Source organism: Pseudidiomarina indica (assembly GCF_900104245.1).
GTDB lineage: Bacteria > Pseudomonadota > Gammaproteobacteria > Enterobacterales > Alteromonadaceae > Pseudidiomarina > Pseudidiomarina indica.
In genome coordinates this window covers 13226-36844 of the sequence record NZ_FMXN01000011.1, presented here as the reverse complement: position 1 = coordinate 36844, position 23619 = coordinate 13226, and the positions used below count along the sequence as shown (strand labels likewise).

20 protein-coding genes and 2 tRNA genes are annotated in these 23619 nt (G+C 49.5%); 20 read left to right on the top strand and 2 right to left on the bottom strand.

What is annotated here, in order from left to right:
- The first annotated feature begins 25 nt into the window (after positions 1-25).
- From dnaK to BLP64_RS08895, 3 genes are all read left to right on the top strand, one after another.
- Positions 26-1933 (top strand): molecular chaperone DnaK, encoded by a 1908-nt coding sequence (dnaK, locus tag BLP64_RS08905; RefSeq protein ID WP_092593715.1) that lies wholly within the window; start codon positions 26-28, stop codon positions 1931-1933.
- 109 nt (positions 1934-2042) lie between these two features.
- Positions 2043-3176 carry a molecular chaperone DnaJ gene (gene dnaJ / locus BLP64_RS08900; protein WP_092593714.1) on the top strand — a complete coding sequence of 378 codons (1134 nt, stop codon included), beginning with the start codon at positions 2043-2045 and terminating at the stop codon, positions 3174-3176.
- A gap of 104 nt (positions 3177-3280) precedes the next feature.
- On the top strand, positions 3281-4000 hold the full coding sequence (locus BLP64_RS08895; protein WP_233340140.1) for a M48 family metallopeptidase: 720 nt from the start codon (positions 3281-3283) through the stop codon (positions 3998-4000).
- Here BLP64_RS08895 and BLP64_RS08890 read toward each other — a convergent pair.
- Positions 3997-4311 carry a DMT family transporter gene (locus BLP64_RS08890; RefSeq protein WP_092593712.1) on the bottom strand — a complete coding sequence of 105 codons (315 nt, stop codon included), beginning with the start codon at positions 4309-4311 and terminating at the stop codon, positions 3997-3999. The genes BLP64_RS08895 and BLP64_RS08890 overlap by 4 nt on opposite strands.
- Positions 4312-4512: 201 nt before the next feature.
- Here BLP64_RS08890 and BLP64_RS08885 point away from each other — a divergent pair, with 201 nt between their 5' ends.
- The 5 genes from BLP64_RS08885 (at position 4513) to greA (ending at position 11628) form a co-directional block, all read left to right on the top strand.
- The gene (locus tag BLP64_RS08885) at positions 4513-5724 is read left to right on the top strand and encodes a dicarboxylate/amino acid:cation symporter (RefSeq protein WP_092593711.1); all 1212 of its coding nucleotides are present in this window, start codon (positions 4513-4515) and stop codon (positions 5722-5724) included.
- Between the two features lie 17 nt (positions 5725-5741).
- Positions 5742-6563: a 4-hydroxy-tetrahydrodipicolinate reductase gene (gene dapB / locus BLP64_RS08880; RefSeq protein ID WP_092593710.1), complete on the top strand. Its 822-nt coding sequence runs from the start codon at positions 5742-5744 to the stop codon at positions 6561-6563.
- A gap of 225 nt (positions 6564-6788) precedes the next feature.
- Positions 6789-7928, top strand: coding sequence for a glutamine-hydrolyzing carbamoyl-phosphate synthase small subunit (gene carA / locus BLP64_RS08875; protein ID WP_092593709.1), 1140 nt, complete (start codon positions 6789-6791; stop codon positions 7926-7928).
- 2 nt (positions 7929-7930) lie between these two features.
- A complete protein-coding gene (gene carB, locus BLP64_RS08870; protein ID WP_092593708.1) occupies positions 7931-11155 on the top strand; it encodes a carbamoyl-phosphate synthase large subunit in 3225 nt (1074 codons plus the stop codon).
- Positions 11152-11628, top strand: a complete 477-nt coding sequence (greA, locus tag BLP64_RS08865) for a transcription elongation factor GreA (RefSeq protein WP_092593707.1) — start codon at positions 11152-11154, stop codon at positions 11626-11628. Before carB ends, greA begins: the two co-directional genes overlap by 4 nt.
- Before the next feature lie 74 nt (positions 11629-11702).
- Here greA and yhbY read toward each other — a convergent pair whose 3' ends face one another.
- The gene (gene yhbY / locus BLP64_RS08860; RefSeq protein WP_092593706.1) at positions 11703-12011 is read right to left on the bottom strand and encodes a ribosome assembly RNA-binding protein YhbY; all 309 of its coding nucleotides are present in this window, start codon (positions 12009-12011) and stop codon (positions 11703-11705) included.
- Positions 12012-12094: 83 nt separating this feature from the next.
- Between yhbY and rlmE the strand changes: the two genes are divergently transcribed.
- From rlmE to rbfA, 12 genes are all read left to right on the top strand, one after another.
- The gene (gene rlmE, locus BLP64_RS08855; RefSeq protein WP_092593705.1) at positions 12095-12721 is read left to right on the top strand and encodes a 23S rRNA (uridine(2552)-2'-O)-methyltransferase RlmE; all 627 of its coding nucleotides are present in this window, start codon (positions 12095-12097) and stop codon (positions 12719-12721) included.
- 43 nt (positions 12722-12764) lie between these two features.
- Entirely contained in the window at positions 12765-14693 is a 1929-nt protein-coding gene (ftsH, locus tag BLP64_RS08850) for an ATP-dependent zinc metalloprotease FtsH (RefSeq protein ID WP_092593704.1), read from the top strand.
- Positions 14694-14773: 80 nt separating this feature from the next.
- A complete protein-coding gene (gene folP / locus BLP64_RS08845; RefSeq protein ID WP_092593703.1) occupies positions 14774-15589 on the top strand; it encodes a dihydropteroate synthase in 816 nt (271 codons plus the stop codon).
- Positions 15586-16926 (top strand): phosphoglucosamine mutase, encoded by a 1341-nt coding sequence (glmM, locus tag BLP64_RS08840; protein ID WP_092593702.1) that lies wholly within the window; start codon positions 15586-15588, stop codon positions 16924-16926. The genes folP and glmM overlap by 4 nt, the downstream gene beginning before the upstream one ends.
- Positions 16927-17015: 89 nt before the next feature.
- Positions 17016-17780, top strand: coding sequence for a triose-phosphate isomerase (gene tpiA / locus BLP64_RS08835; protein ID WP_092593748.1), 765 nt, complete (start codon positions 17016-17018; stop codon positions 17778-17780).
- A 3-nt stretch (positions 17781-17783) separates the two neighbouring features.
- Entirely contained in the window at positions 17784-18110 is a 327-nt protein-coding gene (gene secG, locus BLP64_RS08830; protein WP_092593701.1) for a preprotein translocase subunit SecG, read from the top strand.
- A 27-nt stretch (positions 18111-18137) separates the two neighbouring features.
- Positions 18138-18222, top strand: a tRNA-Leu gene (locus BLP64_RS08825).
- A 64-nt stretch (positions 18223-18286) separates the two neighbouring features.
- Positions 18287-18363: transfer RNA gene (locus BLP64_RS08820), tRNA-Met, on the top strand.
- Between the two features lie 162 nt (positions 18364-18525).
- Positions 18526-18984 (top strand): ribosome maturation factor RimP, encoded by a 459-nt coding sequence (rimP, locus tag BLP64_RS08815; protein WP_092593700.1) that lies wholly within the window; start codon positions 18526-18528, stop codon positions 18982-18984.
- A 24-nt stretch (positions 18985-19008) separates the two neighbouring features.
- Entirely contained in the window at positions 19009-20508 is a 1500-nt protein-coding gene (nusA, locus tag BLP64_RS08810) for a transcription termination factor NusA (RefSeq protein WP_092593699.1), read from the top strand.
- Positions 20509-20530: 22 nt separating this feature from the next.
- Complete coding sequence (gene infB / locus BLP64_RS08805; protein WP_092593698.1) at positions 20531-23209, top strand: translation initiation factor IF-2; 2679 nt, start codon at positions 20531-20533, stop codon at positions 23207-23209.
- Complete coding sequence (gene rbfA / locus BLP64_RS08800; protein WP_092593697.1) at positions 23209-23619, top strand: 30S ribosome-binding factor RbfA; 411 nt, start codon at positions 23209-23211, stop codon at positions 23617-23619. Before infB ends, rbfA begins: the two co-directional genes overlap by 1 nt.

Here is a 23619-nt window from a genome sequence, read left to right as displayed (position 1 = left end):
TAGATTCAGATGTTGGAGATGGATCATGGGTAAAATTATTGGAATCGACTTAGGTACAACGAACTCTTGTGTAGCTGTACTTGATGGGGATAAACCACGCGTTATTGAAAATGCGGAAGGGGATCGTACAACTCCTTCAGTTGTCGCATACACCGATGAAGGTGAAGTGTTAGTTGGCGCGCCAGCAAAACGTCAGGCGGTGACTAACGCGGACAAAACACTCTTTGCTATCAAGCGGTTGATTGGTCGCCGCTTCCAAGACGAAGAAGTGCAGCGTGACCTGAGTATCATGCCATTCAAAATTGTTGGCGCTGATAACGGTGATGCGTGGATCCAAATTGGTGATGAGAAAAAAGCACCACCACAGATTTCTGCTGAAGTTTTGAAAAAAATGAAGAAAACTGCGGAAGACTTTTTAGGCGAAAAAGTGACCGAAGCAGTCATCACCGTACCGGCTTATTTTAACGATGCACAGCGTCAAGCAACGAAAGACGCAGGTCGTATTGCTGGTTTAGAAGTCAAGCGGATTATTAACGAGCCGACTGCAGCAGCGTTAGCCTACGGTTTAGACAAGAAGAAAGGCGATAACGTGATTGCGGTTTATGACTTAGGGGGTGGAACCTTCGACATCTCAATTATCGAAATTGATGAAGTTGATGGCGACCATACTTTTGAAGTACTTGCAACGAACGGAGACACCCACTTAGGTGGTGAAGACTTCGATAACCGTTTAATCACGTACTTGGTAGAGCAATTCCAGAAAGACCAAGGCATTGACTTGCGTAAAGATCCGTTGGCAATGCAGCGCTTAAAAGAAGCTGCGGAGAAAGCCAAGATTGAGTTATCGTCGGCTCAGCAAACCGAGGTGAACTTACCTTATATTACCGCGGATGCAACGGGTCCTAAGCACTTAGCCATTAAAGTAACGCGCGCTAAGTTAGAGTCGCTCGTGGAAGACATGATTGCTAAAACACTGGAGCCAGTGAAGCAAGCATTAGCAGATGCTGACCTCTCAGTGAGTGATATCAACGATATCATTCTGGTGGGTGGTCAAACGCGGATGCCGAAAGTGCAGCAAGTAGTGACTGACTTCTTTGGCAAAGAGCCACGTCGTGACGTGAACCCAGATGAAGCAGTTGCTGTTGGTGCAGCGGTTCAAGCAGGGGTCCTGCAAGGGGATGTGAAAGATGTCTTGTTGTTAGACGTGACCCCACTGTCGCTCGGGATTGAAACCATGGGTGGCGTGATGACCAAGTTGATTGAGAAGAACACCACGATTCCAACCAAACAATCGCAAGTGTTCTCAACGGCGGAAGATAACCAGTCAGCGGTAACTGTGCATGTACTGCAAGGTGAGCGTAAACGCGCCGCAGATAACAAGTCACTGGGTCAATTTAACTTAGAAGGCATTCGCCCAGCATCACGTGGCACGCCACAAATTGAAGTGACCTTTGATATTGATGCTGACGGTATTTTACATGTATCTGCGAAAGACAAAGATACCGGGAAAGAGCAGCAAATTACCATCAAAGCTTCGTCTGGCTTAAGTGATGAAGAAGTCGAGAAGATGGTTCGCGATGCCGAAGCTCATGCTGAAGATGACCGTAAGTTTGAAGAGCTGGTGCAAGTGCGTAACCAAGCCGATGCGCTTGTGCATGCAACCCGCAAGCAACTGACGGAAGTTGGTGATGCGTTAGCAGCAGCGGATAAAGAAGCCATTGAAACTGCAGTGAGTGATTTAGAAACTGCGCTCAAAGGCACAGACAAAGACGAGATTGAGGCGAAGCAGCAGGCGTTGATTGAAGCTTCTGGCAAATTAATGGAAGCCGCACAAGCCCAGCAGACAACAACCGACAGTGGTAGCAATGAGCAGCCAGTGGACGGTGACGTGGTTGACGCTGAGTTTGAAGAAGTCAAAGACGGAAAGAAATAATCGCACGCCCACCGGGTGTCTGAACTGAAACACACGGGGGTTGCCACTGCGGTAACCTCCGTGTGCTCGTATCAGGCGTGGAGTTAAGGAACGTGGAATACAACGTATTATGTCGAAAATAGATTTATATGAAGTGTTGGGCGTCAGCAGAGATGCCAGCGAACGCGACATCAAGAAAGCCTATAAAAAATTGGCGATGAAGTATCACCCCGACCGAACCAAGGGTGATAAAGAGCTAGAGCAAAAGTTCAAAGAAGTTCGAGCAGCGTATGAAGTGCTTTCTGATCCACAAAAACGCGCCGCTTATGACCAATATGGTCATGCAGCTTTCGAGCAAGGGCAAGGCGGCTTTGGCGGGGCTGGCGCAGCAGATTTCGCCGATATTTTTGGTGACGTGTTCGGTGACATTTTTGGTGGCGGCCGCCGCGGTCGTGCACAACCTCAACGGGGGGCGGATTTACGCTACAACCTTGAGCTCAGCCTGGAAGAAGCTGTTCGCGGCAAAGAAGTGGAACTGCGGATTCCCAAATTGAGCACCTGTGATGACTGTGATGGCAGTGGTGCAAAATCTGGCAGCAGTGTAGATACCTGTGGTCATTGTCATGGCTCAGGTCATATTCAAATACGGCAAGGCTTTTTCGCAGTCCAGCAAACCTGTCCACATTGTCGTGGACGTGGCAAAGTGGTCAAAGACCCGTGCCGGACGTGCCATGGTGAAGGCCGCGTAGAGCGCACTAAAACACTCTCGGTGAAGATTCCAGCGGGGGTGGATTCAGGCGATCGAATTCGCTTGGCCGGAGAGGGGGAAGCGGGTGAAATGGGGGCTCCTGCAGGTGACCTCTATGTTCAGGTACATGTCCGTGAGCATTCGATTTTCGTCCGTGACGGAGATAACTTATACTGTGAGGTGCCATTAAGCTTTACTCGAGCGGCCCTGGGCGGTGATATTGAAGTCCCGACATTAGATGGTAAAGTGATGTTGAAGGTGCCGGCCGAAACCCAAACAGGGAAGCTCTTCCGCCTCCGTGGCAAAGGGGTGAAGTCGGTGCGCTCAGGTGCTGTTGGTGATTTGATTTGTAAAGTCGTGATTGAAACACCGGTGAACCTTTCTGAGCAACAACGCACCTTACTGCGTGAGCTTGAAGAATCGATGGGAACGGGAGAAGAAGCCGCCCGTTACCGCCCAAAAGAAAAAGGTTTTTTTGACGGGGTGCGCAAGTTCTTCGATGATTTGCGCGGCTAGGAGATGCCATGATAAGCCGATGGAAAATATTACTAATGACTGCTTTGGTGAGTGTGACAGTGGTGACTGCTTGCACTCAATCGCCCACCGGGAGGAAGCAGCTTATGCTATTTTCCAGCGGCCAATTGGCGAGTCTTGGCGACACCAGTTACGCTGAGTTAAAACAGCAGGAAAAAGTCAGTAGTGATGCCAACGTTGTTCGTTATGTCCAGTGCATTACCGATGATTTAATTGCAGTGCTGCCTTCCCCTTGGCGTGACAAGCAGTGGGAAGTGACGGTCTTCGAAAGTGAGCAAGTGAACGCTTTCGCACTACCCGGTGAAAACATTGGTGTGTACACAGGGCTCTTGGCCGTGACTGAAAACGCGCATCAATTAGCGGCGGTGATCGGTCATGAAATTGGGCACGTGATTGCTGACCACGGCAATGAACGGATGTCGAATGAAATGGCCGTGGGATTAGGTTTGCAATTAGGAGCGATTTTGGCTGCTGATCGATTGGATTCGAATACCACCGCGATAGCCATGGCTGCTTTAGGAGTGGGGGCGCAAGTCGGTATTTTACTTCCTTATTCACGCGTGCATGAAAGCGAATCGGATCAGCTTGGCATGGATTATATGGCGGCAGCTGGCTATCAACCCGCTGAGGCAGCTAATCTTTGGCGTAATATGGCAAACTTGGGAGGAAATGGGACGCCAGAGTTTCTTTCCACGCATCCATCCCCACAATCGCGGATTGCCGCAATTGAAGCTTATGCGCCGCGTCTGCAAAGCCTGTACGAACAAGCGCGGGCAGCACGGCGCACTCCTATCTGTTCTCTTTAACTGGTTAATTTCATCAGAATCAGCCCACTCACAATCAACGCCGCTGCGAGAATGCGCAGGGGCGTAATGGGCTCACCAAGCAACCAAATTCCTGCGATAAACGCTCCGACTGCGCCGATACCTGTCCAGATGGTGTAGGCCGCACCTAAGGGAATGGTGCGCATTGCCAGCGCCAATAACCAAAAGCTAATCAACATGGTAATAATGGTGATGATACTCGCGAGGGGACGGGTGAAACCATCGGACTGCTTCATAAAAAATGCCCAGACAACTTCAAATAGTCCGGCGATAAACAACATGATCCAAGCCATTGGATACTCCTTGTGTTGAATCGCCAGGTCGTCCTGGCAGTCTCCCACCTTTGGGCCCATGATTGGATGGGGGAGGCCGTCCTCCTCGTCGTATTTTATCACCATGTTATATGTCAGTCCAAATTGGACTAAGGCATCGCGTACGAAGGCTTTACAATGCATTCTCGGGAAATTTCACGTCGATGATTGATTTGAGGATTTATGCTAAAAGCTTGGTTTGCGATTCCATTTTGGCAGCGAGTGCTAGGTGCATTCGTTTTAGGCGTTGCCGTGGGGGTGATCCACCCCGAAGTAGCAGAAAGCCTGCGCCCGCTGGGGACCTTGTTCATCAATGCGTTACGCATGTTGGTTGCCCCACTCATCTTTTTTGCGATTGTGAGCTCGATGCTGCAGCTCGGCCAGGGTGGGAAAGCTGGCAAAATTGGTGCCCAGACCATCGGCTTATTTTTATTAACAGCGGTGATTGCGAGCATTATTGGGCTCACTGTGGGCCAATTGCTTGAGATTACGCCATCGCCTGATTTGGTGGCGGTGAGCGATTATCAACCGAAAGTTATCCCCAGCGTCACTGAAGTATTCCTGAACTTTATTCCAACCAATCCCATTCAAGCGTTGGCAGAAGGCAATGTGATTCAGATTGTTGTGTTCGCGGCTTTGGTAGGGGTGGCCTTGCAACAGTTAGGGGATACCGCAAAACCCTTGGCTGATGTGATGAAAGCTGGCGCCCAGGTAATGTACCGCATCACTAAAATGGTTTTAGAGTTAACTCCGTTAGGGGTGTTAGGCTTGATGGCTTGGGTTGTGGGCCATTATGGGCTATCAAGTTTAACCCCTCTAGCGGCTTTTATCGGCGCTATCTATTTAGCCTGTTTCCTTCACATTGTGTTTGTTTATGGCGCCATGGTGCGGTTGGCGGGGATGTCCCCGTGGTTTTTCTTTAAGTCCGTTTTTTCCGCGCAACTGGTCGCGTTTACGACCTGTAGCAGCTTTGGGACGATTCCGGCCGCGCATCAAGCCATCACCGAGCGCTTGGGGGTGCAAAAAGAGTACGCCAGTTTTGTGTTGCCGTTGGGGGCGACCATCAATATGGATGGCTGCGGTGGGATTTATCCTGCAATTGCGGCAATCTTTATTGCACAAATCTACGGGATTCCGCTAGACTGGGCGGACTACCTCATCATTACCTTTACTGCGACCCTGGCGTCCGTGGGCACTGCGGGTGTGCCGGGAACGGCAATGGTGATGTTAACGGTAACCTTGAATGCAGTCGGGTTACCGTTGGAAGGTATCGCCTTTATTGCAGCCATTGATCGGGTGATTGATATGGCTCGTACCACCACCAATGTAACGGGTGATATGGCCGTTGCCGTGGTCTTAGGACGGAACAAGCAAGCCGTTGCAGCAGAAACCTAAAGGAAGTAAACACAGTTATGAAGCTTGGTATTATTGGTGCGACAGGGCGAATGGGGCAAGCAATCATTCGGCACGCCCGCTACTTTGATGTGCGAGTGACCGCAGCGCTGGTGAGTCAGCAGTCAGCCCGCTATGGGGAGCCCATTTACCCAAATCTAGCGAATGGCGGAGTTCGCTTTCAATATGCGCACGAAGTGCAGCCAGAACAAGTTGATGTGTTGATCGACTTTTCGCTTCCTCAAGCTTTAGCAGACAATGTAGCCTTAGCCAAACGACTGGGCGTTGCTATTGTGGTGTGTACCACAGGTTTAACGGCGACACAGCAACAATACCTGCAAGACGCTGCGCAGCATATCCCAGTGCTTTATGCGGCCAATACTAGCGTGGGAATTACTTTATTGCGCCATCTAGTGCAACTGGCGGCAGCGGTGTTGCCTGATACAGACATTGAAGTGATTGAAGCCCATCACAGTGCCAAACGCGATGGTCCCTCTGGCACCGCTATTGCATTAGGCGAAAGCGCGGCAGCAGGCCGCGGTCATACGCTGTCTGAGATCAGCGCTGGCGTGCGTGCAGAGGGTGTCCGTAAGTCGGGGTCGATTGGCTTTTCGGTGATTCGTGCCGCTGATATCATTGGTGAGCATACGGTGATGTTGGCGCATGCAGGGGAGCGCTTGGAGTTAACTCACCGCGTCAGCAATCGGCGTGTGTTTGCCCAAGGGGCACTACAAGCTGCGTTGTGGTTACAAGGGCAGCCTGCTGGACTCTATGGGATGGCGGATATGCTCCAGTTAGAAACCCAGTTGCAACAACTGGCACAAGGAATGAAACCGCTGTAATAATCTCCCGAAAGAATGAATTTTTGGTTTACGAAACGCCTGCTTTTCTGTAGAATACCGCCAATTTGCCAGTTACATTTCGGGCAAGCTGAAACGCGCACTCCACTGGTATTCAGAGCCGGCTAACAGGTGGTCAACAAACTCTGGAAATCCGACGCTGGTGCAAGGTAATCAACGGGGAACTCATTTTTGATTCACCCGTTTTTTTATGTACGGAGGTTCACCTTGGGAATTCTAGCGAGCCACTCAGCAAGCAAAGCCATTTTGGTTCTTGCGGATGGGACTGTTTTTTATGGCACGGCCATTGGGGCCGGCGGAACCGCAGTCGGCGAAGTTGTTTTTAACACCGCCATGACCGGTTATCAAGAAATGTTGACAGACCCCTCCTATGCAGAACAACTCATTACTTTCACTTATCCCCACATCGGCAACTACGGCACCAATCCAGAAGATGATGAATCCAATCGCGTTTGGGCGAAAGGCATTATCATTCGTGAGTTATCCTTAAAAGCAAGTAACTTCCGTCGCGAACAATCTTTAGGTGACTATTTGCGGCAACGAGATGTGGTGGGGATTGCCGATATCGATACCCGTAAGTTGACCCGCATTTTGCGTGAAAAAGGTGCAATGGGCGGGTGCATTATGGCGGGCGATATTGATGTGGCACAAGCACTCAAGCTGGCCCAAGAGTTTGCTGGCCTTGATGGTGTTGATTTAGCTAAAGAAGTAACCGTGCGCACCCCCATTGAGTGGACTAGCACCTGTTGGCAACTCGGCCAAGGCTTTGGCGAATTAACCGACCCGAAGTTCCATGTGGTTGCTTATGACTTTGGCTGCAAGTGGAATATTTTACGCATGCTGGCAGAGCGGGGCTGTAAAGTGACCGTAGTACCGGCACAAACGCCTGCTGCCGACGTGTTGGCCTTGCAACCTGACGGTGTGTTTTTATCCAACGGCCCGGGTGACCCTGCCGCCTGTGATTATGCGATTTCAGCCATTCAAGAAATATTAGCTGCTCAGATTCCGGTATTTGGTATCTGTTTAGGCCATCAATTGTTAGCCCTCGCCAGTGGCGCGAAAACCATGCGGATGAAGCGTGGTCATCATGGTGCAAACCACCCAGTGCAAGATTTAGCCACTGGTCGGGTGATGATTACCAGCCAAAACCATGGCTTCGCCGTGGATGAAGCAAGCTTGCCAGCCAACGTTAAGGCGACGCATAAATCATTATTTGATGGCACCTTGCAGGGGATTGAGCGGACCGATGTGAAAGCCTTTGGTTTTCAAGGGCACCCTGAAGCGAGCCCAGGCCCGAATGATGCCGCACCATTATTTGACCACTTTATTGAATTGATGAGCCAATAATTATGCCAAAACGTACCGATATAAAAAGTATTCTCATTTTAGGTGCGGGTCCGATTGTTATCGGCCAAGCCTGTGAGTTCGACTATTCCGGCGCACAAGCCTGTAAGGCACTGCGTGAAGAAGGTTACCGGGTGATTTTGGTAAACTCCAACCCTGCCACCATTATGACGGACCCAGAAATGGCCGACGTCACCTATATCGAGCCCATCCATTGGGAAGTGGTGGCAAAAATTATTGAGGTTGAGCGTCCCGATGCCGTCCTCCCTACCATGGGCGGGCAAACTGCGCTGAACTGTGCGTTGGAATTGGACCGTCAAGGTGTGTTAGCCAAATATGGCGTAGAAATGATTGGTGCCAATGCGGATGCTATCGATAAGGCAGAGGACCGCAGTCGCTTTGATAAAGCGATGAAAGCAATTGGTTTAGAAACCCCGAACGCAAAAATTGCACATAACCTAGCGGAAGCCTATGCGATTCAAGAAGAGTTTGGCTTTCCACTGATTATTCGCCCAAGTTTTACCATGGGTGGAACCGGGGGCGGAATTGCCTATAACCGTGAAGAATTTGAAGAAATCTGTCGTCGTGGTCTTGATTTGTCGCCCACCAAAGAGCTGCTCATTGACCAGTCATTAATCGGCTGGAAAGAGTATGAAATGGAAGTGGTGCGTGACCGCAATGATAACTGCATTATTGTTTGTACCATCGAAAACTTTGATCCGATGGGCATTCATACGGGTGACTCGATTACCGTTGCACCTGCGCAAACCTTGACTGACCGTGAATATCAATTGATGCGTGATGCAGCAATGGCGGTATTGCGTGAAATTGGCGTGGAAACCGGTGGTTCGAACGTACAGTTTGGGGTGTGCCCAGATACGGGTCGTATGGTGATCATAGAGATGAACCCTCGGGTGTCTCGTTCATCAGCACTCGCGTCGAAAGCGACGGGCTTCCCGATTGCAAAAATTGCAGCGAAATTGGCGGTGGGTTATACCCTGGATGAACTGGCTAACGAGATCACCGGAGGCGCAACACCGGCCTCTTTTGAACCTGCGCTGGATTACGTGGTAACGAAAATTCCACGGTTCAACTTTGAAAAATTCCCCGGTTGTAATGATCGCTTAACCACCCAGATGAAATCGGTGGGTGAAGTGATGGCAATTGGCCGAAATCAGCAAGAGTCATTGCAAAAGGCCTTGCGTGGTTTGGAAATTGGGGTGTCAGGCTTCGATCCTATGGTCGACCTCGATGATCCTGAAGCTCGTGGCAAAGTCATTCGTGAATTGAAAGAGCCAGGTGCAGAACGAATTTTCTATATTGCGGATGCATTTCGCTTAGGTATGACGGTTCGAGAAGTATTCGAATTAACTCGAATCGATGAGTGGTATTTGATTCAAATTGAAGAAATTGTCACTTTAGAAGAAGAAATTCAGCAATTGGGAATGGCAGGTTTAGATGGCCGCACCATGCGCCTGTTAAAGCGTAAAGGGTTCGCTGATAAGCGGATTGCCGATTTATTGGATGTGGCTGAAGCCGAAGTCCGTCGTCGCCGTCATGAGTTAGGAATTCACCCTGTCTACAAACGGGTGGATACGTGCGCGGCAGAGTTCCATTCAGATACCGCATACATGTACTCAACGTACGATGAAGAGTGTGAAGCAGCACCGAGTGATCGAGAAAAAATTATGGTCATTGGTGGCGGTCCCAACCGAATTGGGCAAGGGATCGAGTTTGACTACTGCTGTGTTCATGCCTCGCTAGCGCTGCGTGAAGATGGTTATGAAACCATCATGGTGAACTGTAACCCAGAAACAGTTTCGACCGACTACGATACCTCTGATCGCTTATACTTTGAGCCGATTACGCTGGAAGATGTGTTAGAGATTGTTCGGGTAGAACGTCCGAAAGGCGTGATTGTTCAGTATGGTGGACAAACCCCGTTGAAACTGGCGCGTGAACTGGAAGCGAATGGGGTGCCGATTATCGGCACATCACCTGACGCCATCGACCGCGCGGAAGACCGCGAACGGTTCCAGAGTGCGGTGCGTCGTTTGGGCTTACAGCAACCAGAAAACGCAACCGTCACGAAAGTTGATGAAGCGTTACGTGAAGCTGAGCGTATTGGTTACCCCTTGGTGGTACGGCCGTCTTATGTATTGGGCGGTCGGGCGATGGAAATCGTGTACGACGAAGTGGATTTAACCCGCTATTTGACCGATGCTGTTAAAGTATCAAACTCAGCCCCCGTTCTGTTGGATCGCTTCTTAGATAATGCGATTGAAGTGGATGTGGATGCGGTGTGTGATGGCGCGGAAGTCCTTATTGGTGGCATTATGCAGCACATTGAACAAGCAGGCGTCCACTCCGGTGACTCAGCCTGTTCGTTGCCGCCGTACTCACTTAGCCCAGAGATTCAAGACCAATTGCGCGAGCAAATGCGTAAACTGGCGTTTGAATTGGGAGTTAACGGGTTAATGAACGCCCAATTTGCCTTACAGGGTGACAATATTTTCCTGATTGAGGTGAACCCACGAGCTGCGCGTACTGTTCCGTTCGTCTCGAAAGCGACTGGGGTGCCACTAGCAAAAATTGCAGCACGTGTTATGGTAGGCCAATCACTTGCGCAACAAGGTTACACTGAAGAGGTGATACCACCTTATTACTCAGTGAAAGAAGTCGTTATTCCATTTGCAAAATTCCAAGGAGTGGATCCTATCCGTGGACCAGAAATGCGTTCTACGGGGGAAGTTATGGGCGTTGGGGAAACCTTCGAAGAAGCCTATGCAAAAGCGAACTTAGGCGCCGGAGAAGCACTTGCGAAAGCAGGTAAAGCACTCTTGTCAGTGCGTGATAGTGACAAAGAGCGTTTGCCTGAATTAGCGCGAGGCTTGGTCGAATTAGGTTTCACTTTGGAAGCGACCCGTGGTACGGCCACCTTGCTGAACGATGCCGGGTTTGCCTGTTCTGTGGTAAATAAATTGCAAGAAGGGCGTCCTAATATTGTCGACGCGGTAAAAAATGGTGAATACAGCTACATCATTAACACCGTCGAAGGCCGTCAAGCGATTGAAGACTCAGTCTATATCCGTCGTGAGGCCCTCTTGAATAAAGTGACTTACACCACCACGTTAAATGCAGCGTTTGCGACGGTTAAAGCCAATTCAGCGGATGACCGAGCGCGAGTGAATTCACTTCAATCTTTGCATAAAAGGGTTTTAGAGCAATGAACCAGATTCCAATGACAGCTCGCGGTGCTGAGTTACTGCGAGAGGAATTGCAGCGGTTAAAATCAGTGGAGCGTCCACGCATTATCCAAGCGATTGCGGAAGCACGTGAACACGGCGATTTAAAAGAAAATGCAGAATACCATGCAGCGCGTGAGCAACAAGGCTTTTGTGAGGGGCGTATTCAAGAAATTGAAGCAAAGTTGTCCCATGCACAGATCATTGATGTGACGCAAATCCCAAATCACGGCAAAGTGATTTTTGGGGCGACTGTGACGTTGTATAACACAGCGACGGACAAAGAAGTCACCTATCGTATCGTGGGCGATGATGAAGCAGATATTAAATCGAATTTGATTTCGGTTAACTCACCCATTGCGCGTGCCATGATTGGGAAGCAAGTGGATGATGCCGCGGTTGTACAAACGCCTAATGGTGAAGTGGTGTACGAAGTGGTGAAGGTGGAATACCTGTAACTTAACGAACAGGTGTTCCTCTTAAAGAAACAGCGCGACTTGGTCGCGCTGTTTTTGTTCGTGGCTCAGTCGGCTTAACGACGTGGTAGCTGAATTTTCGCGGCAGGGCTGGGGCGATACAAGGTGAGGACTTTACCGACAACTTGTACTTTAGTGGCCTCAGTATGGGCGAGAATAGTGGCATAGATTTGCTCGCGCAATTCACGCTCTTCTTCAGGCACCTTGATTTTAATAAGCTCGTGATGGGTTAACGCCAACTCGATTTCTGCCATGACCCCTTCAGTGAGGCCATTGGCACCGAGCAACACCACTGGTTTCAGAGGGTGCGCTAATCCTTTTAAATACTGTTTTTGTTTATTGCTTAAGGTTACGGCTGTTGCCATGTAATATATATCCCATCAAAACACTTGAAATTTCCTTATTGTAACGCCATCTCCCTATTAGAAGCCAGTTTGGTGAGTAAAACATGACGAAAAAACGATCGGCCAGTAGTAAACGTTGGCTGCAAGAACACTTTAACGATCACTACGTTCAACAGGCACAGCGCAAAGGGCTACGCTCGCGCGCGGTTTTCAAGCTGGAAGAGATTCAGCAGAAAGATCGAATTCTGAAGCAAGGGCAAACTGTGGTTGATCTTGGCGCGGCACCCGGTGGCTGGTCCCAATACGTGGTGGATGCCTTGCACGGCAATTGCCAAGTCATCGCTTGTGATATTTTACCGATGGACCCAATCGCTGGCGTAGATTTCTTACAGGGTGACTTCCGCGAAGAAGCTGTTTTGGATGCATTATTGACCCGGATTGGCGGTAAAAATGTGGATGTGGTGTTGTCAGATATGGCACCAAATATGAGCGGTAATGATAACGTTGATCAGCCGCGAGCCATGTATCTGGTTGAGTTGGCGTTGGATATGTGTCATCAGGTATTGAAACCAAATGGCAGTTTTGTCGTCAAAGTATTCCATGGCGAAGGGTTTGAAGCGTTTTTGAAAAATGTACGCGCCGCATTTACCACAGTAAAAACACGTAAACCAGATTCCTCCCGAGCACGATCGCGGGAAGTCTATTTGGTGGCGACAGGTTACAAAGTGTAGTACTCTAGAACGAGCTACAAATGCAAACAAGAGGTAGTCAGCTTTGAGCGATATGGCAAAAAATCTCATTTTATGGCTGGTCATCGCCGTTGTCCTTATGACTGTATTTAATAACTTCAGTCAAAGTGGCGCAGCGAACCAACAGGTGGCGTACAGTCAGTTTATTAATCAAGTGCATAATGGCGGCGTTCGTTCAGTCGATATTGACGGCCGTGTCATTACTGCCCAATCACGCAGCGGTGAACAATTTACCACTGTGGTGCCAACGCAGCATGATCCTAAGTTGCTGGATGACTTGATTGAAAATAACGTGGTGGTGCGCGGTAAATTACCAGAAGAACCGAGTATCCTCGCCCAGATTTTTATCTCATGGTTCCCGATGCTGCTGTTAATTGGTGTGTGGATATTCTTCATGCGTCAAATGCAGGGCGGTGGTGGCCGTGGGGCTATGTCGTTCGGTAAGAGCAAAGCGCGGTTGATGAGCGAAGACCAAATTAAAACCACCTTCGCGGATGTGGCTGGCTGTGACGAAGCGAAAGAAGAAGTCAGTGAGCTGGTCGAATACTTGCGTGATCCGAGCAAATTCCAGAACCTGGGCGGAAAGATTCCGAAGGGTGTCCTCATGGTAGGTCCACCGGGAACAGGTAAAACCTTATTAGCGAAAGCTATTGCTGGGGAAGCGCGGGTTCCGTTTTTCTCAATTTCAGGTTCAGACTTCGTTGAAATGTTTGTTGGGGTGGGTGCCTCACGCGTTCGTGATATGTTTGAACAAGCGAAAAAGGCAGCGCCATGCATCATCTTTATTGACGAGATTGATGCAGTTGGTCGTCAGCGGGGCGCCGGCTTAGGCGGTGGCCATGACGAGCGTGAGCAAACATTGAACCAGATGTTGGTTGAAATGGATGGGTTTGAAGGCAATGAAGGCATTATCGTGATTGCCGCAACCAACCGTCCCGATGTGTTAGACCCCGCTTTGTTACGCCCAGGTCGCTTTGACCGCCAAGTGGTCGTCGGTTTGCCTGATGTCCGTGGTCGTGAGCAAATTTTGCGAGTCCATATGCGTAAAGTTCCATTAGGGAATGACGTGGATCCGTCAGTGATTGCTCGAGGAACACCGGGCTTCTCAGGAGCGGATTTGGCTAACTTAGTGAACGAAGCTGCGTTGTTTGCCGCGCGTACCAATAAAAAAGTGGTCGCGATGGAAGAGTTTGAGCAAGCAAAAGATAAAATCTTGATGGGCACCGAGCGCCGCTCGTTGGTCATGACCGAAGAAGAAAAAGCGATGACTGCATATCATGAAGCGGGTCACGCAATTGTCGGGCGCCTGGTGCCGGAACATGATCCGGTTTATAAGGTCTCGATTATTCCTCGGGGGCGTGCGTTAGGGGTGACCATGTACTTGCCTGAGCAAGATCGTGTCAGCCATACGAAACAACACTTAGAAAGTATGATTTCAAGCTTGTTCGGTGGTCGTATTGCGGAACAGCTGATCTATGGTAATGATAAGGTCACCACTGGTGCGTCGAATGACATTGAGCGTGCCACTCAAATTGCACGTAAAATGGTGACCCAATGGGGGCTTTCTGACAAAATGGGACCCTTGCTGTATGCGGATGATGAAGGCGAAGTGTTCCTTGGTCGTTCGGTGACTCAGCACAAGCATATGTCGGATGAAACCGCTCGTGCGATCGATCAAGAAATTAAAAGCTTTATTGATCGTAACTATGATCGTGCGAAGCGTATTTTGGAAGAAAACATCGACATTCTGCACTCTATGAAAGATGCTTTGATGAAGTATGAAACCTTGGATGCGGATCAAATTGATGACTTGATGAATCGTCGGGCAGTACGTGAACCGCGTGACTGGCAGCAACGTGATAATCCACCTTCGGATTCAGGTAAACAGCAGCCAAAACAACCGACCCAGCCGGTTTCAACCACTACGCCTGCTGGCGATAGCCCTGCGAGTTAGATAGTTAGCTTCGTGTTAAAAAGCCCCGTTCATCGGGGCTTTTTGTTAGAGTTAAGCGAAATCAGCACAGGTAAGAGCGAATGAAAATAGAGCCTTCAGCTATACAAGTAATGGGCATTCTTAATGTCACCCCGGATTCTTTTTCAGATGGTGGTCGTCACAACCGTATTGACCAAGCGCTTTATCAAGCAGAAAAAATGATTAGCGATGGCGCGGCTTGGCTTGATATCGGGGGCGAATCCACGCGGCCGGGGAGTGATGGCGTGTCGGCGGATGAAGAACTGGCACGAATTGTCCCGGTGATTGAGCGGGTGCAGGCGAACTTTGATATTCCGATTTCGGTGGATACCTGTAAAACAGCAGTGATGGCCGAAGTGCTCAAGTTAAATGAGCAGATGATTAACGACATCAATGCACTACGTGATAAAGGCGCGGTGGAAGTCGTGGCCGCGGCCGGTGCTAAGGTATGTTTGATGCATATGCAGGGTGAACCACGAACCATGCAACATGAACCCAATTATCAGCATGTGGTCACCGACGTTAAAAAATTTTTAGCCGATCGGGTACAAATTTGTGTACAATCGGGAATACAAAAAGATAACATTTACTTGGACCCGGGTTTTGGGTTTGGTAAATCAGTTGAACACAATTATCAGTTACTGCATCACCTGCAAGAATTTCATCAATTGGAATTACCGTTACTGATAGGGATGTCACGAAAATCAATGATTGGCCAAGTTACTGGGCGAGCGGTTACCGAACGACTCGCTGGTAGTTTAGCGGCCGCAACCATAGCGGCTCTGAAAGGAGCACAGATTATTCGTGTGCATGATGTCAAGGAAACGGTTGATGCAATGAAAGTAGTAGCAGCAACCTTGGCGGGAGAATTCGCTTGAGTCAGCGTAAATATTTTGGCACCGATGGGGTGCGTGGACGGGTTGGGGATTATCCGATCACCCCCGACTTTGCAGTGAAGTTAGGTTGGGCAGCAGGAACCGTGCTGTCAGCCAATGGGAATCATCGGGTGTTGATGGGTAAAGACACGCGATTATCGGGATATATGTTGGAATCAGCGTTAGAAGCAGGGCTGTTATCTGCCGGTGTCAGCGTTGAGTTCTTAGGCCCGATGCCAACGCCAGCAGTGGCATATTTAACCCGCAACTTCCGTGCCGCAGCAGGCATTGTGATTAGCGCCTCCCACAACCCGTATTACGATAATGGGATTAAATTCTTCTCCGACGAAGGCAGTAAGTTACCGGATGACGTGGAAGCGGCAATTGAACGGTTACTGGATGAACCGATTCGCTGCGTGCCTTCAGAAGACATGGGGCGGGCGACGCGTATCCATGATGCGCCGGGCCGTTATATCGAGTTTTGTAAAAGCGTGTTTCCTTCCGACTTATCGTTGAAGGGATTAAAAATCGTGGTCGATTGCGCCCATGGGGCGACTTACCACATTGCCCCCGATGTGCTGAAAGAACTTGGTGCGGATATTTGGGAAATCGGCACTGAACCCAATGGCATCAATATTAACGAAAAATGTGGCGCCACCCACTTAGCCACCGTTCGCGAGCAAGTGCTTGCTCACAAAGCCGACCTTGGGTTCGCACTCGATGGCGATGGTGACCGTATTATGATGGTTACCGCCAGCGGACGCATTGTCGATGGTGACGATATCATTTATATCTTGGCGCGTGCAGCTCAGCAAGATGGCTTATTGCAGGGTGGGATTGTCGGCACCCTGATGAGTAACTTTGCGCTGGAGAAGTTCTTTACCGATCGTCGTATTCCGTTTGTCCGTGCAAAAGTTGGTGACCGTTATGTGATGGAAGAACTGGTAAAGCGGGATTGGCGGATTGGTGGAGAAAACTCAGGTCATATTATTAACCGTCAGTTCCATAGTACCGGTGATGGCATCATTGCAGGTTTGCAAGTGCTTACCGCAATGCAGCGCGAAGGGCGCACGCTTGACGAATTATTGGCGCAGTTTGAAAAGTATCCGCAAGCGCTGGTGAACGTCCGTTTCACCGCAGGAACAGATCCACTCGCTGCTGACAACGTCAAATCGGTGGTGAAAGAGGTGGAATCAGCACTAGGTCGCCAAGGCCGAGTGTTGTTACGGAAATCAGGAACTGAACCCCTGATTCGAGTGATGGTTGAAGGCCAAGATGGTGCGGTGGTGCAAAAATTCGCCGAAGAAATTGCGCAAGAAGTCGAAGCGGCTAGTAATTAATCAATCGCGCAGAAAATCCACATTCACAGCTTGTAAGTTGCGGCGAGGTTATGTAATATCTCGCCGCTCTCAATGAAGTCGAGGTGATGATGCAACGCCAACCGTTAGTTATCGCTAACTGGAAAATGAACGGTGACCGTAATTTGGTCACGAACATGGCTAAAGCTCTCCGTGAGAGTGCTGCCGAATTTGCTGCCGTACAGGTAGTCGTTTGCCCTCCCGCCGTATTGCTGGGACATTGGCAAGAAGCAGCGTTTTACGATCAGATTTATTTGGGTGCGCAAGATGTGAATGAACATTCCAGCGGTGCGCACACCGGTGAGCACAGTTGTACGCTATTAGCGGAAGCTGGCGCCAGCTTTGTTCTGCTAGGGCACTCTGAACGCCGCCAGTTTTATGGTGATAGCGAGGCTCGAATTGGCGCAAAGGTTCGCCAAGTTGTTGCGCAAGAAGGCATGACTGCCGTCCTTTGTGTGGGTGAAAGTGCTGCCCAACGGCAACAGCAAGAAACATTTGCAGTGGTCAGTGCGCAGTTAGCTGCAGCATTGAGCGAGTTAACGGAATGTGAGCAGTTAGTCGTCGCTTACGAACCCATTTGGGCGATTGGAACAGGTGAAACCGCCAGTCCCGAGCAAGCACAAGAAGTGCATGCGTTTATTCGTCAGTGGTTGACTGAGAAATTCGGCCCAGCGGGAAGCCTAGTACGAATTTTGTATGGTGGCAGCGTGAAAGCGGAAAACGCCGAAGCTCTGTTTGCGCAAGCAGATATTGATGGTGGTTTGATAGGCGGTGCTAGTTTGGAAGCGGAGCAGTTTGTTAGCATCTGCACAGCGGCTCAAGCCCGGAGTAACTAATTTATGTTAGAAATTTTATTGATTGCCTACTTAATCGTCGCCATTATCTTGATTGGATTCATTATGATTCAGCAAGGTAAAGGAGCCGATATGGGAGCGTCGTTTGGCGCTGGTGCATCAAATACTGTATTCGGCGCAAGCGGATCAGGAAACTTTTTGACCCGCACGACAGCGACCTTAGCAGTGGTATTTTTCATTCTTTGCTTAGTTCTCGGTAACTTGGCAGTAGGCACCGGTGATTCAAGCAGTAAGTTTGAGGCCATCGAAGTGCCGGTTAATCAAGTACCGGACGTGCCAGCAAATAATAGTGACGTCCCAGGCGGCAATTAAGCGTCACGGAACGACACGGTCAGTTTAGCGGATGTGGTGGAATTGGTAGACACGCTATCTTGAGGGGGTAGTGCTTAACGGCGTGCGGGTTCAAGTCCCGCCATCCGCACCAAATTTGCAACCAGTTAGGTTGCGGTAAATAGTTTAAACCCGTATAATAGCAATACGTTTTCGGACGCGGGGTGGAGCAGTCTGGTAGCTCGTCGGGCTCATAACCCGAAGGTCGTAGGTTCAAATCCTGCCCCCGCAACCAATAACAAAAAGGGTCCAGTGTTTTAAAAGCCCCGCAGCAGTCCGGGGCTTTTTACTATGTGGCCTTTGCTGCGGCAAGTTTGGTGGATTGACGCTAAGCTTGAGTGGGCAGTCAATAACACTGGGCGGTTTCGCCCTTTTTTCGTTTTAGGAGTTAGCAAACTTGGCTCGAATGGAAGACCGTTTATATGACATGTTAGAACCAGCTGTTGCAGCACTGGATTTCGACCTATGGGGTGTGGAATTTGTGCGCGCTGGTAAACATTCAACATTGCGTGTTTATATCGATAGTGAACAGGGTGTCACGGTCGACGATTGTGCCGATGTGAGTCATCAGGTTAGCGCAATCTTAGATGTCGAAGATCCGATTAATAGCGAGTACTACCTTGAAGTATCTTCGCCGGGAATGGAACGGCCTTTCTTTAAAGTCGAGCAGTATGCGCTCTATTTAGGTGAAGTTGCGGCTGTGGAATTAACGATGGCGCAGCAAGGTAAACGCAAATTTAAAGGTGTAATTGCCGCGGTTGAGGGTGATTATATAGAATTCAACATTGATGGTGAGGCGTTCAAAGTCGCTCATTCAGCCATCAAAAAAGCTCATTTAGTTCCTCAGTTCAACTAGGGATTGCGTAGGCGAGGCAAGATAATGGCAAAAGAAATCTTATTAGTAGCAGAAGCGGTTTCCAACGAAAAAGATGTATCCAAAGAAAAGATATTTGAAGCGCTGGAGTCTGCACTTGCGCATGCCACCAAGAAAAAATATGACGGTGATATTGATGTTCGCGTCAGCATTGATCGCCAGACTGGTGAGTTCGATACGTTTCGCCGCTGGTTAGTGGTCGATGATAGTGAGCAGCCGTTAGAAAATCCTTATCGCGAAATCAGTCTTGCCGCCGCACAGTATGAAGATTCGAATGTGCAAGCTGGCGATTATGTTGAAGAGCAAATCGAGTCTATCGAGTTTGACCGTATCACAACGCAAACTGCCAAGCAGGTGATAGTGCAGAAAGTACGGGAAGCCGAGCGTGCGAAAGTCGTCGATGAGTACAAAGAGCATGTGGGAACCTTGGTCAGCGGGATTGTAAAACGCGCTAATCGGGAACATGTGATTTTGGACCTAGGCAATAACGCTGAAGCGATTATTTACCGCGAAGATTTATTACCACGGGAATCATTCCGTGCAGGTGATCGGGTGCGTGGACTGTTGTTTGATGTGCGTCCTGAAGCACGAGGTGCCCAGTTGTTTGTGAGCCGGACTCACCCTGATTTCCTGATTGAGTTGTTCCGCATTGAAGTGCCAGAAATTGGCGAAGAACTGATTGAAATCCGTGGTGCAGCTCGTGATCCAGGTTCACGGGCGAAAATTGCAGTAAAAAGCAATGACCGTCGGATTGACCCGGTCGGTGCCTGTGTGGGAATGCGTGGTGCGCGAGTGCAAGCTGTATCCGGTGAGCTGGGTGGCGAGCGCGTGGATATTGTCTTGTGGGATGATAACCCAGCACAGTTTGTGATTAATGCGATGGCTCCTGCCGAAGTGGCATCCATTGTTGTTGACGAAGATGCGCACACCATGGACATTGCTGTTGAAGAAGGGAACCTAGCCCAAGCCATTGGTAAAGCAGGACAAAACGTTCGATTAGCGAGTCAATTAACGGGCTGGCAGCTTAACGTGCTGTCGGTGACGGACTTCAACGAGCGTAACCAAGCGGAAGCACAGAAAGTATTAGACTTATTTACTTCTAAACTCGATATCGATGCAGATTTTGCCACTGTTTTGGTGGATGAAGGCTTCTCGAGTTTGGAAGAAATTGCGTATGTTCCGATGGAGGAACTGTTAGAGATTGATGGCATGGACGAAGACATCGTTGAAGAGCTTCGGTCACGAGCTAAAACAGCTCTGACGACCCAAGCACTGGCCAACGAAGAGTCGTTAGAGAATGCGATGCCAGATGCGTCCCTTCTGAATTTAGAAGGGCTGGAGTTACAACTGGCCAACGCATTAGCGAGTCGTGGTGTCATTTCATTAGAAGATTTAGCCGAGCAGGGCGTCGACGATCTCGTCGATATCGAGGGGCTCACTGCGGAACGAGCAGGTGAGTTGATTATGCAAGCGCGTAATATTTGCTGGTTCGGTAACGAAGAATAGATCAACGGGGGTACTAGAGACTATGGAAGAAGTAACGCTGGATAAACTAGCTCAAGACGTCGGTACGACAGTTGATCGTTTGGTGCAACAGTTTGCGGAAGCAGGCATTAAAAAGCAGCCAGGCGACCGTGTCAATGAACAGGAAAAACAAACACTGTTGGCTCATTTAAATAAAACAACGGGTGGGGCTGCGCCTAGCGAACCTGCCAAAATGACGTTAAAGCGTAAAGAAAAGAGCACGTTAAGTATTGGTGGCGGCCCTGCAGGCCGGACGAAATCCGTGCAAGTTGAAGTACGGAAAAAACGCACTTATGTTAAACGTTCTGTGCTGGAAGAGCAGCAAAAAGCGGAGCAAGAACGTTTGGAACAGGAGCGCTTAGCCGCTGAACTGAAACGTCAGGAAGAAGAAGTGAAAAAAGCAGCTGCAGAGCAAGCCAAAGCGGCCGCAAAAGCAGCAGAAGAGAAAGCCAAGCAAGAAGCTGCTCGCAAAGAGAAAGAGCAAGCGAAGGCGAAAGCTGAAGCTGAAAAGCGTGCGGCAATGAGCCCAGAAGAGCGCAAGCGGGCTGACGAAGCAAAAGTTGAAGCAGAGCGGTTACGCAAAGCTCAAGAAGAAGAAGCACGGAAAAAAGCAGAAGCAGAAGCGGCACGACAAGCAGAAGAAGCACGTCGTTTAGCAGAAGAAAATGAAGCCCGTTGGCAGGAAGAAGAAGCCAAGCGGAAGCGTGCCGAGCAAGAAGAAGTTCACTTCACTACCTCGCAAACTGCGCGTGAAGCAGAAGACGAGCAGGATGAAGGTGAAGAGCGCCGTGCACGACGTAAGCAAAGCAAGCAGCGTCGCCATAAAGATGATGAGCGTGATGATACACCGCGCCGTGAGAAACGTCGTAAAGGTGCAAAACGGTCAACCTTACAGCATGGGTTTAACAAGCCTGCTGCGCCGGTTGAGCGTGAAGTGCGCCTCGGCGAAACGATCACCGTGGGTGAATTAGCGAACCGTATGGCGGTGAAAGCCAGCGAAGTCATCAAAACCATGATGAAAATGGGTGAGATGGTCACCATCAACCAAGTTTTAGACCAAGAGACCGCAACCCTGGTGGTTGAGGAAATGGGTCATAAAGTGGTGTTGGTGAGTGAAAACGCGCTGGAACAAGAAATTTTAGCGGACCGTGATGAAGAGCTGAACCAACAATTAGTGTCGCGTGCACCAGTCGTGACGGTGATGGGTCACGTTGACCACGGTAAAACGTCATTACTTGACCATATTCGGAAAGCGAAGGTGGCGGCCGGTGAAGCAGGTGGGATTACCCAGCATATTGGTGCATACCACGTGAAAACCGATCACGGCATGATTACGTTCCTAGATACCCCAGGACACGCCGCCTTTACCTCAATGCGTGCGCGTGGTGCTGGAGCAACGGACATTGTTATCCTAGTGGTCGCGTCGGACGATGGTGTGATGCCACAAACGATTGAGGCGATTCAACACGCCAAAGCAGCAGGTGTTCCAATTGTGGTTGCAATTACCAAAATGGATAAGCCTGAAGCTGATCCGGACCGCATTAAGAACGAGTTAGCACAACGCGAAGTAATCCCAGAAGAGTGGGGTGGCGATGTGATGTTTGTGCCTGTTTCAGCACGGACCGGTGACGGCATTGAGGACCTCCTTGAAGCAGTGTTGCTCCAAGCTGAAGTGTTAGATTTGAAAGCAGTTGCCAGCGGTATGGCGCGTGGTATCGTGATTGAATCACGACTTGACCGGGGCCGTGGTCCGGTAGCCTCTATCTTAGTCCAAGAAGGCACCTTACGTCGTGGTGATGTGGTGTTGTGTGGGCTTGAGTACGGTAAGATTCGTGCAATGCGTGATGAAACCGGGCGTGAAGTAGAAGAAGCAGGTCCATCGATTCCAGTTGAGATCCTTGGTTTATCCGGGGTTCCACAAGCAGGTGATGAAGCCACAGCGGTAAAAGACGAGCGGAAAGCGCGGGAAGTTGCAAACTACCGTCAAGGCAAATACCGTGAAGTGAAATTGGCGAAACAGCAGAAAGCGAAACTGGAGAACATGTTCGCTAACATGCAAGAAGGCGACGTTAAAGAACTCAATATTGTTCTTAAGTCCGACGTTCAAGGTTCACTCGAAGCCATCTCTGACTCATTAATGAGTTTGGCGACCGATGAAGTGAAAGTGAATATTATCGGAAGTGGCGTGGGTGGAATTACTGAAACCGATGCGTCGCTCGCGAATGCCTCAAACGCAATTATTATCGGCTTTAACGTGCGTGCAGATGCCTCTGCCAAGCGCTTGATTGACCAAGAGTCTGTTGATTTACGTTATTACAGCGTTATTTATGACTTATTGGATGAAGTGAAGGCGGCAATGGGCGGCATGTTAGCGCCTGAGTTTAAGCAACAAATTATCGGTTTGGCTGAAGTTCGAGATGTCTTTAAATCACCAAAACTTGGCGCGATTGCGGGTTGTATGGTGGTTGAAGGTATCGTGAAGCGCTCAGCTCCAATTCGCGTGTTACGTGACAACGTGGTGATCTTTGAAGGTGAGCTAGAGTCATTACGTCGCTTTAAAGATGACGTTCAAGAAGTTCGTCATGGCATGGAATGTGGAATTGGCGTGAAGAACTATAACGACGTTCGCGTCGGTGACCAAATTGAAGTGTTTGAAACAGTTCAAGTAGAACGGAGCCTCTAATGGCCAGAGATTACAGTCGTACGGATCGGGTTGGGCAGCAGTATCAGCGGGAAATTGCGCAGATACTGCAGCGTGAACTGAAAGATCCTCGCATCTCGTTAGTGACGGTTTCTGAAGTCGAAGTATCACGTGATTTGGCGTACACCAAAGTGTATGTCACGTTTTTGAATGATGACGAAGATTACGTGAAAACTGCTTTAAAAGTCCTGAACGAAGCGGCTGGCTTTGTTCGCTCGCTACTCGGTAAACGGGTTCGTGCGCGAATTATTCCTGAACTGCGCTTTGTTCATGATCCGTCGTTGGGTGAAGGCCTCCGGATGTCACGTTTAGTGGCGGAAGCCTTGCGCAAAGACGCGGAGCGAGGAACACCGACAACCGATTCAACAAAGGATCAGCAAGGGGACGAATAA

Excerpts from the sequence above, each read along its gene's own strand:
- carB (WP_092593708.1), top strand. The coding sequence starts at position 7,931 with ATGCCAAAACGTACCGATATAAAAAGTATTCTCATTTTAGGTGCGGGT.
- rbfA (WP_092593697.1), top strand. The coding sequence starts at position 23,209 with ATGGCCAGAGATTACAGTCGTACGGATCGGGTTGGGCAGCAGTATCAG.
- dnaJ (WP_092593714.1), top strand. The coding sequence starts at position 2,043 with ATGTCGAAAATAGATTTATATGAAGTGTTGGGCGTCAGCAGAGATGCC.
- infB (WP_092593698.1), top strand. The coding sequence starts at position 20,531 with ATGGAAGAAGTAACGCTGGATAAACTAGCTCAAGACGTCGGTACGACA.
- yhbY (WP_092593706.1), bottom strand. The coding sequence starts at position 12,011 with ATGGCAACAGCCGTAACCTTAAGCAATAAACAAAAACAGTATTTAAAA.
- BLP64_RS08885 (WP_092593711.1), top strand. The coding sequence starts at position 4,513 with ATGCTAAAAGCTTGGTTTGCGATTCCATTTTGGCAGCGAGTGCTAGGT.
- greA (WP_092593707.1), top strand. The coding sequence starts at position 11,152 with ATGAACCAGATTCCAATGACAGCTCGCGGTGCTGAGTTACTGCGAGAG.
- BLP64_RS08895 (WP_233340140.1), top strand. The coding sequence starts at position 3,281 with ATGCTATTTTCCAGCGGCCAATTGGCGAGTCTTGGCGACACCAGTTAC.
- rlmE (WP_092593705.1), top strand. The coding sequence starts at position 12,095 with ATGACGAAAAAACGATCGGCCAGTAGTAAACGTTGGCTGCAAGAACAC.
- nusA (WP_092593699.1), top strand. The coding sequence starts at position 19,009 with ATGGCAAAAGAAATCTTATTAGTAGCAGAAGCGGTTTCCAACGAAAAA.
- folP (WP_092593703.1), top strand. The coding sequence starts at position 14,774 with ATGAAAATAGAGCCTTCAGCTATACAAGTAATGGGCATTCTTAATGTC.
- dapB (WP_092593710.1), top strand. The coding sequence starts at position 5,742 with ATGAAGCTTGGTATTATTGGTGCGACAGGGCGAATGGGGCAAGCAATC.
- secG (WP_092593701.1), top strand. The coding sequence starts at position 17,784 with ATGTTAGAAATTTTATTGATTGCCTACTTAATCGTCGCCATTATCTTG.
- tpiA (WP_092593748.1), top strand. The coding sequence starts at position 17,016 with ATGCAACGCCAACCGTTAGTTATCGCTAACTGGAAAATGAACGGTGAC.
- dnaK (WP_092593715.1), top strand. The coding sequence starts at position 26 with ATGGGTAAAATTATTGGAATCGACTTAGGTACAACGAACTCTTGTGTA.
- BLP64_RS08890 (WP_092593712.1), bottom strand. The coding sequence starts at position 4,311 with ATGGCTTGGATCATGTTGTTTATCGCCGGACTATTTGAAGTTGTCTGG.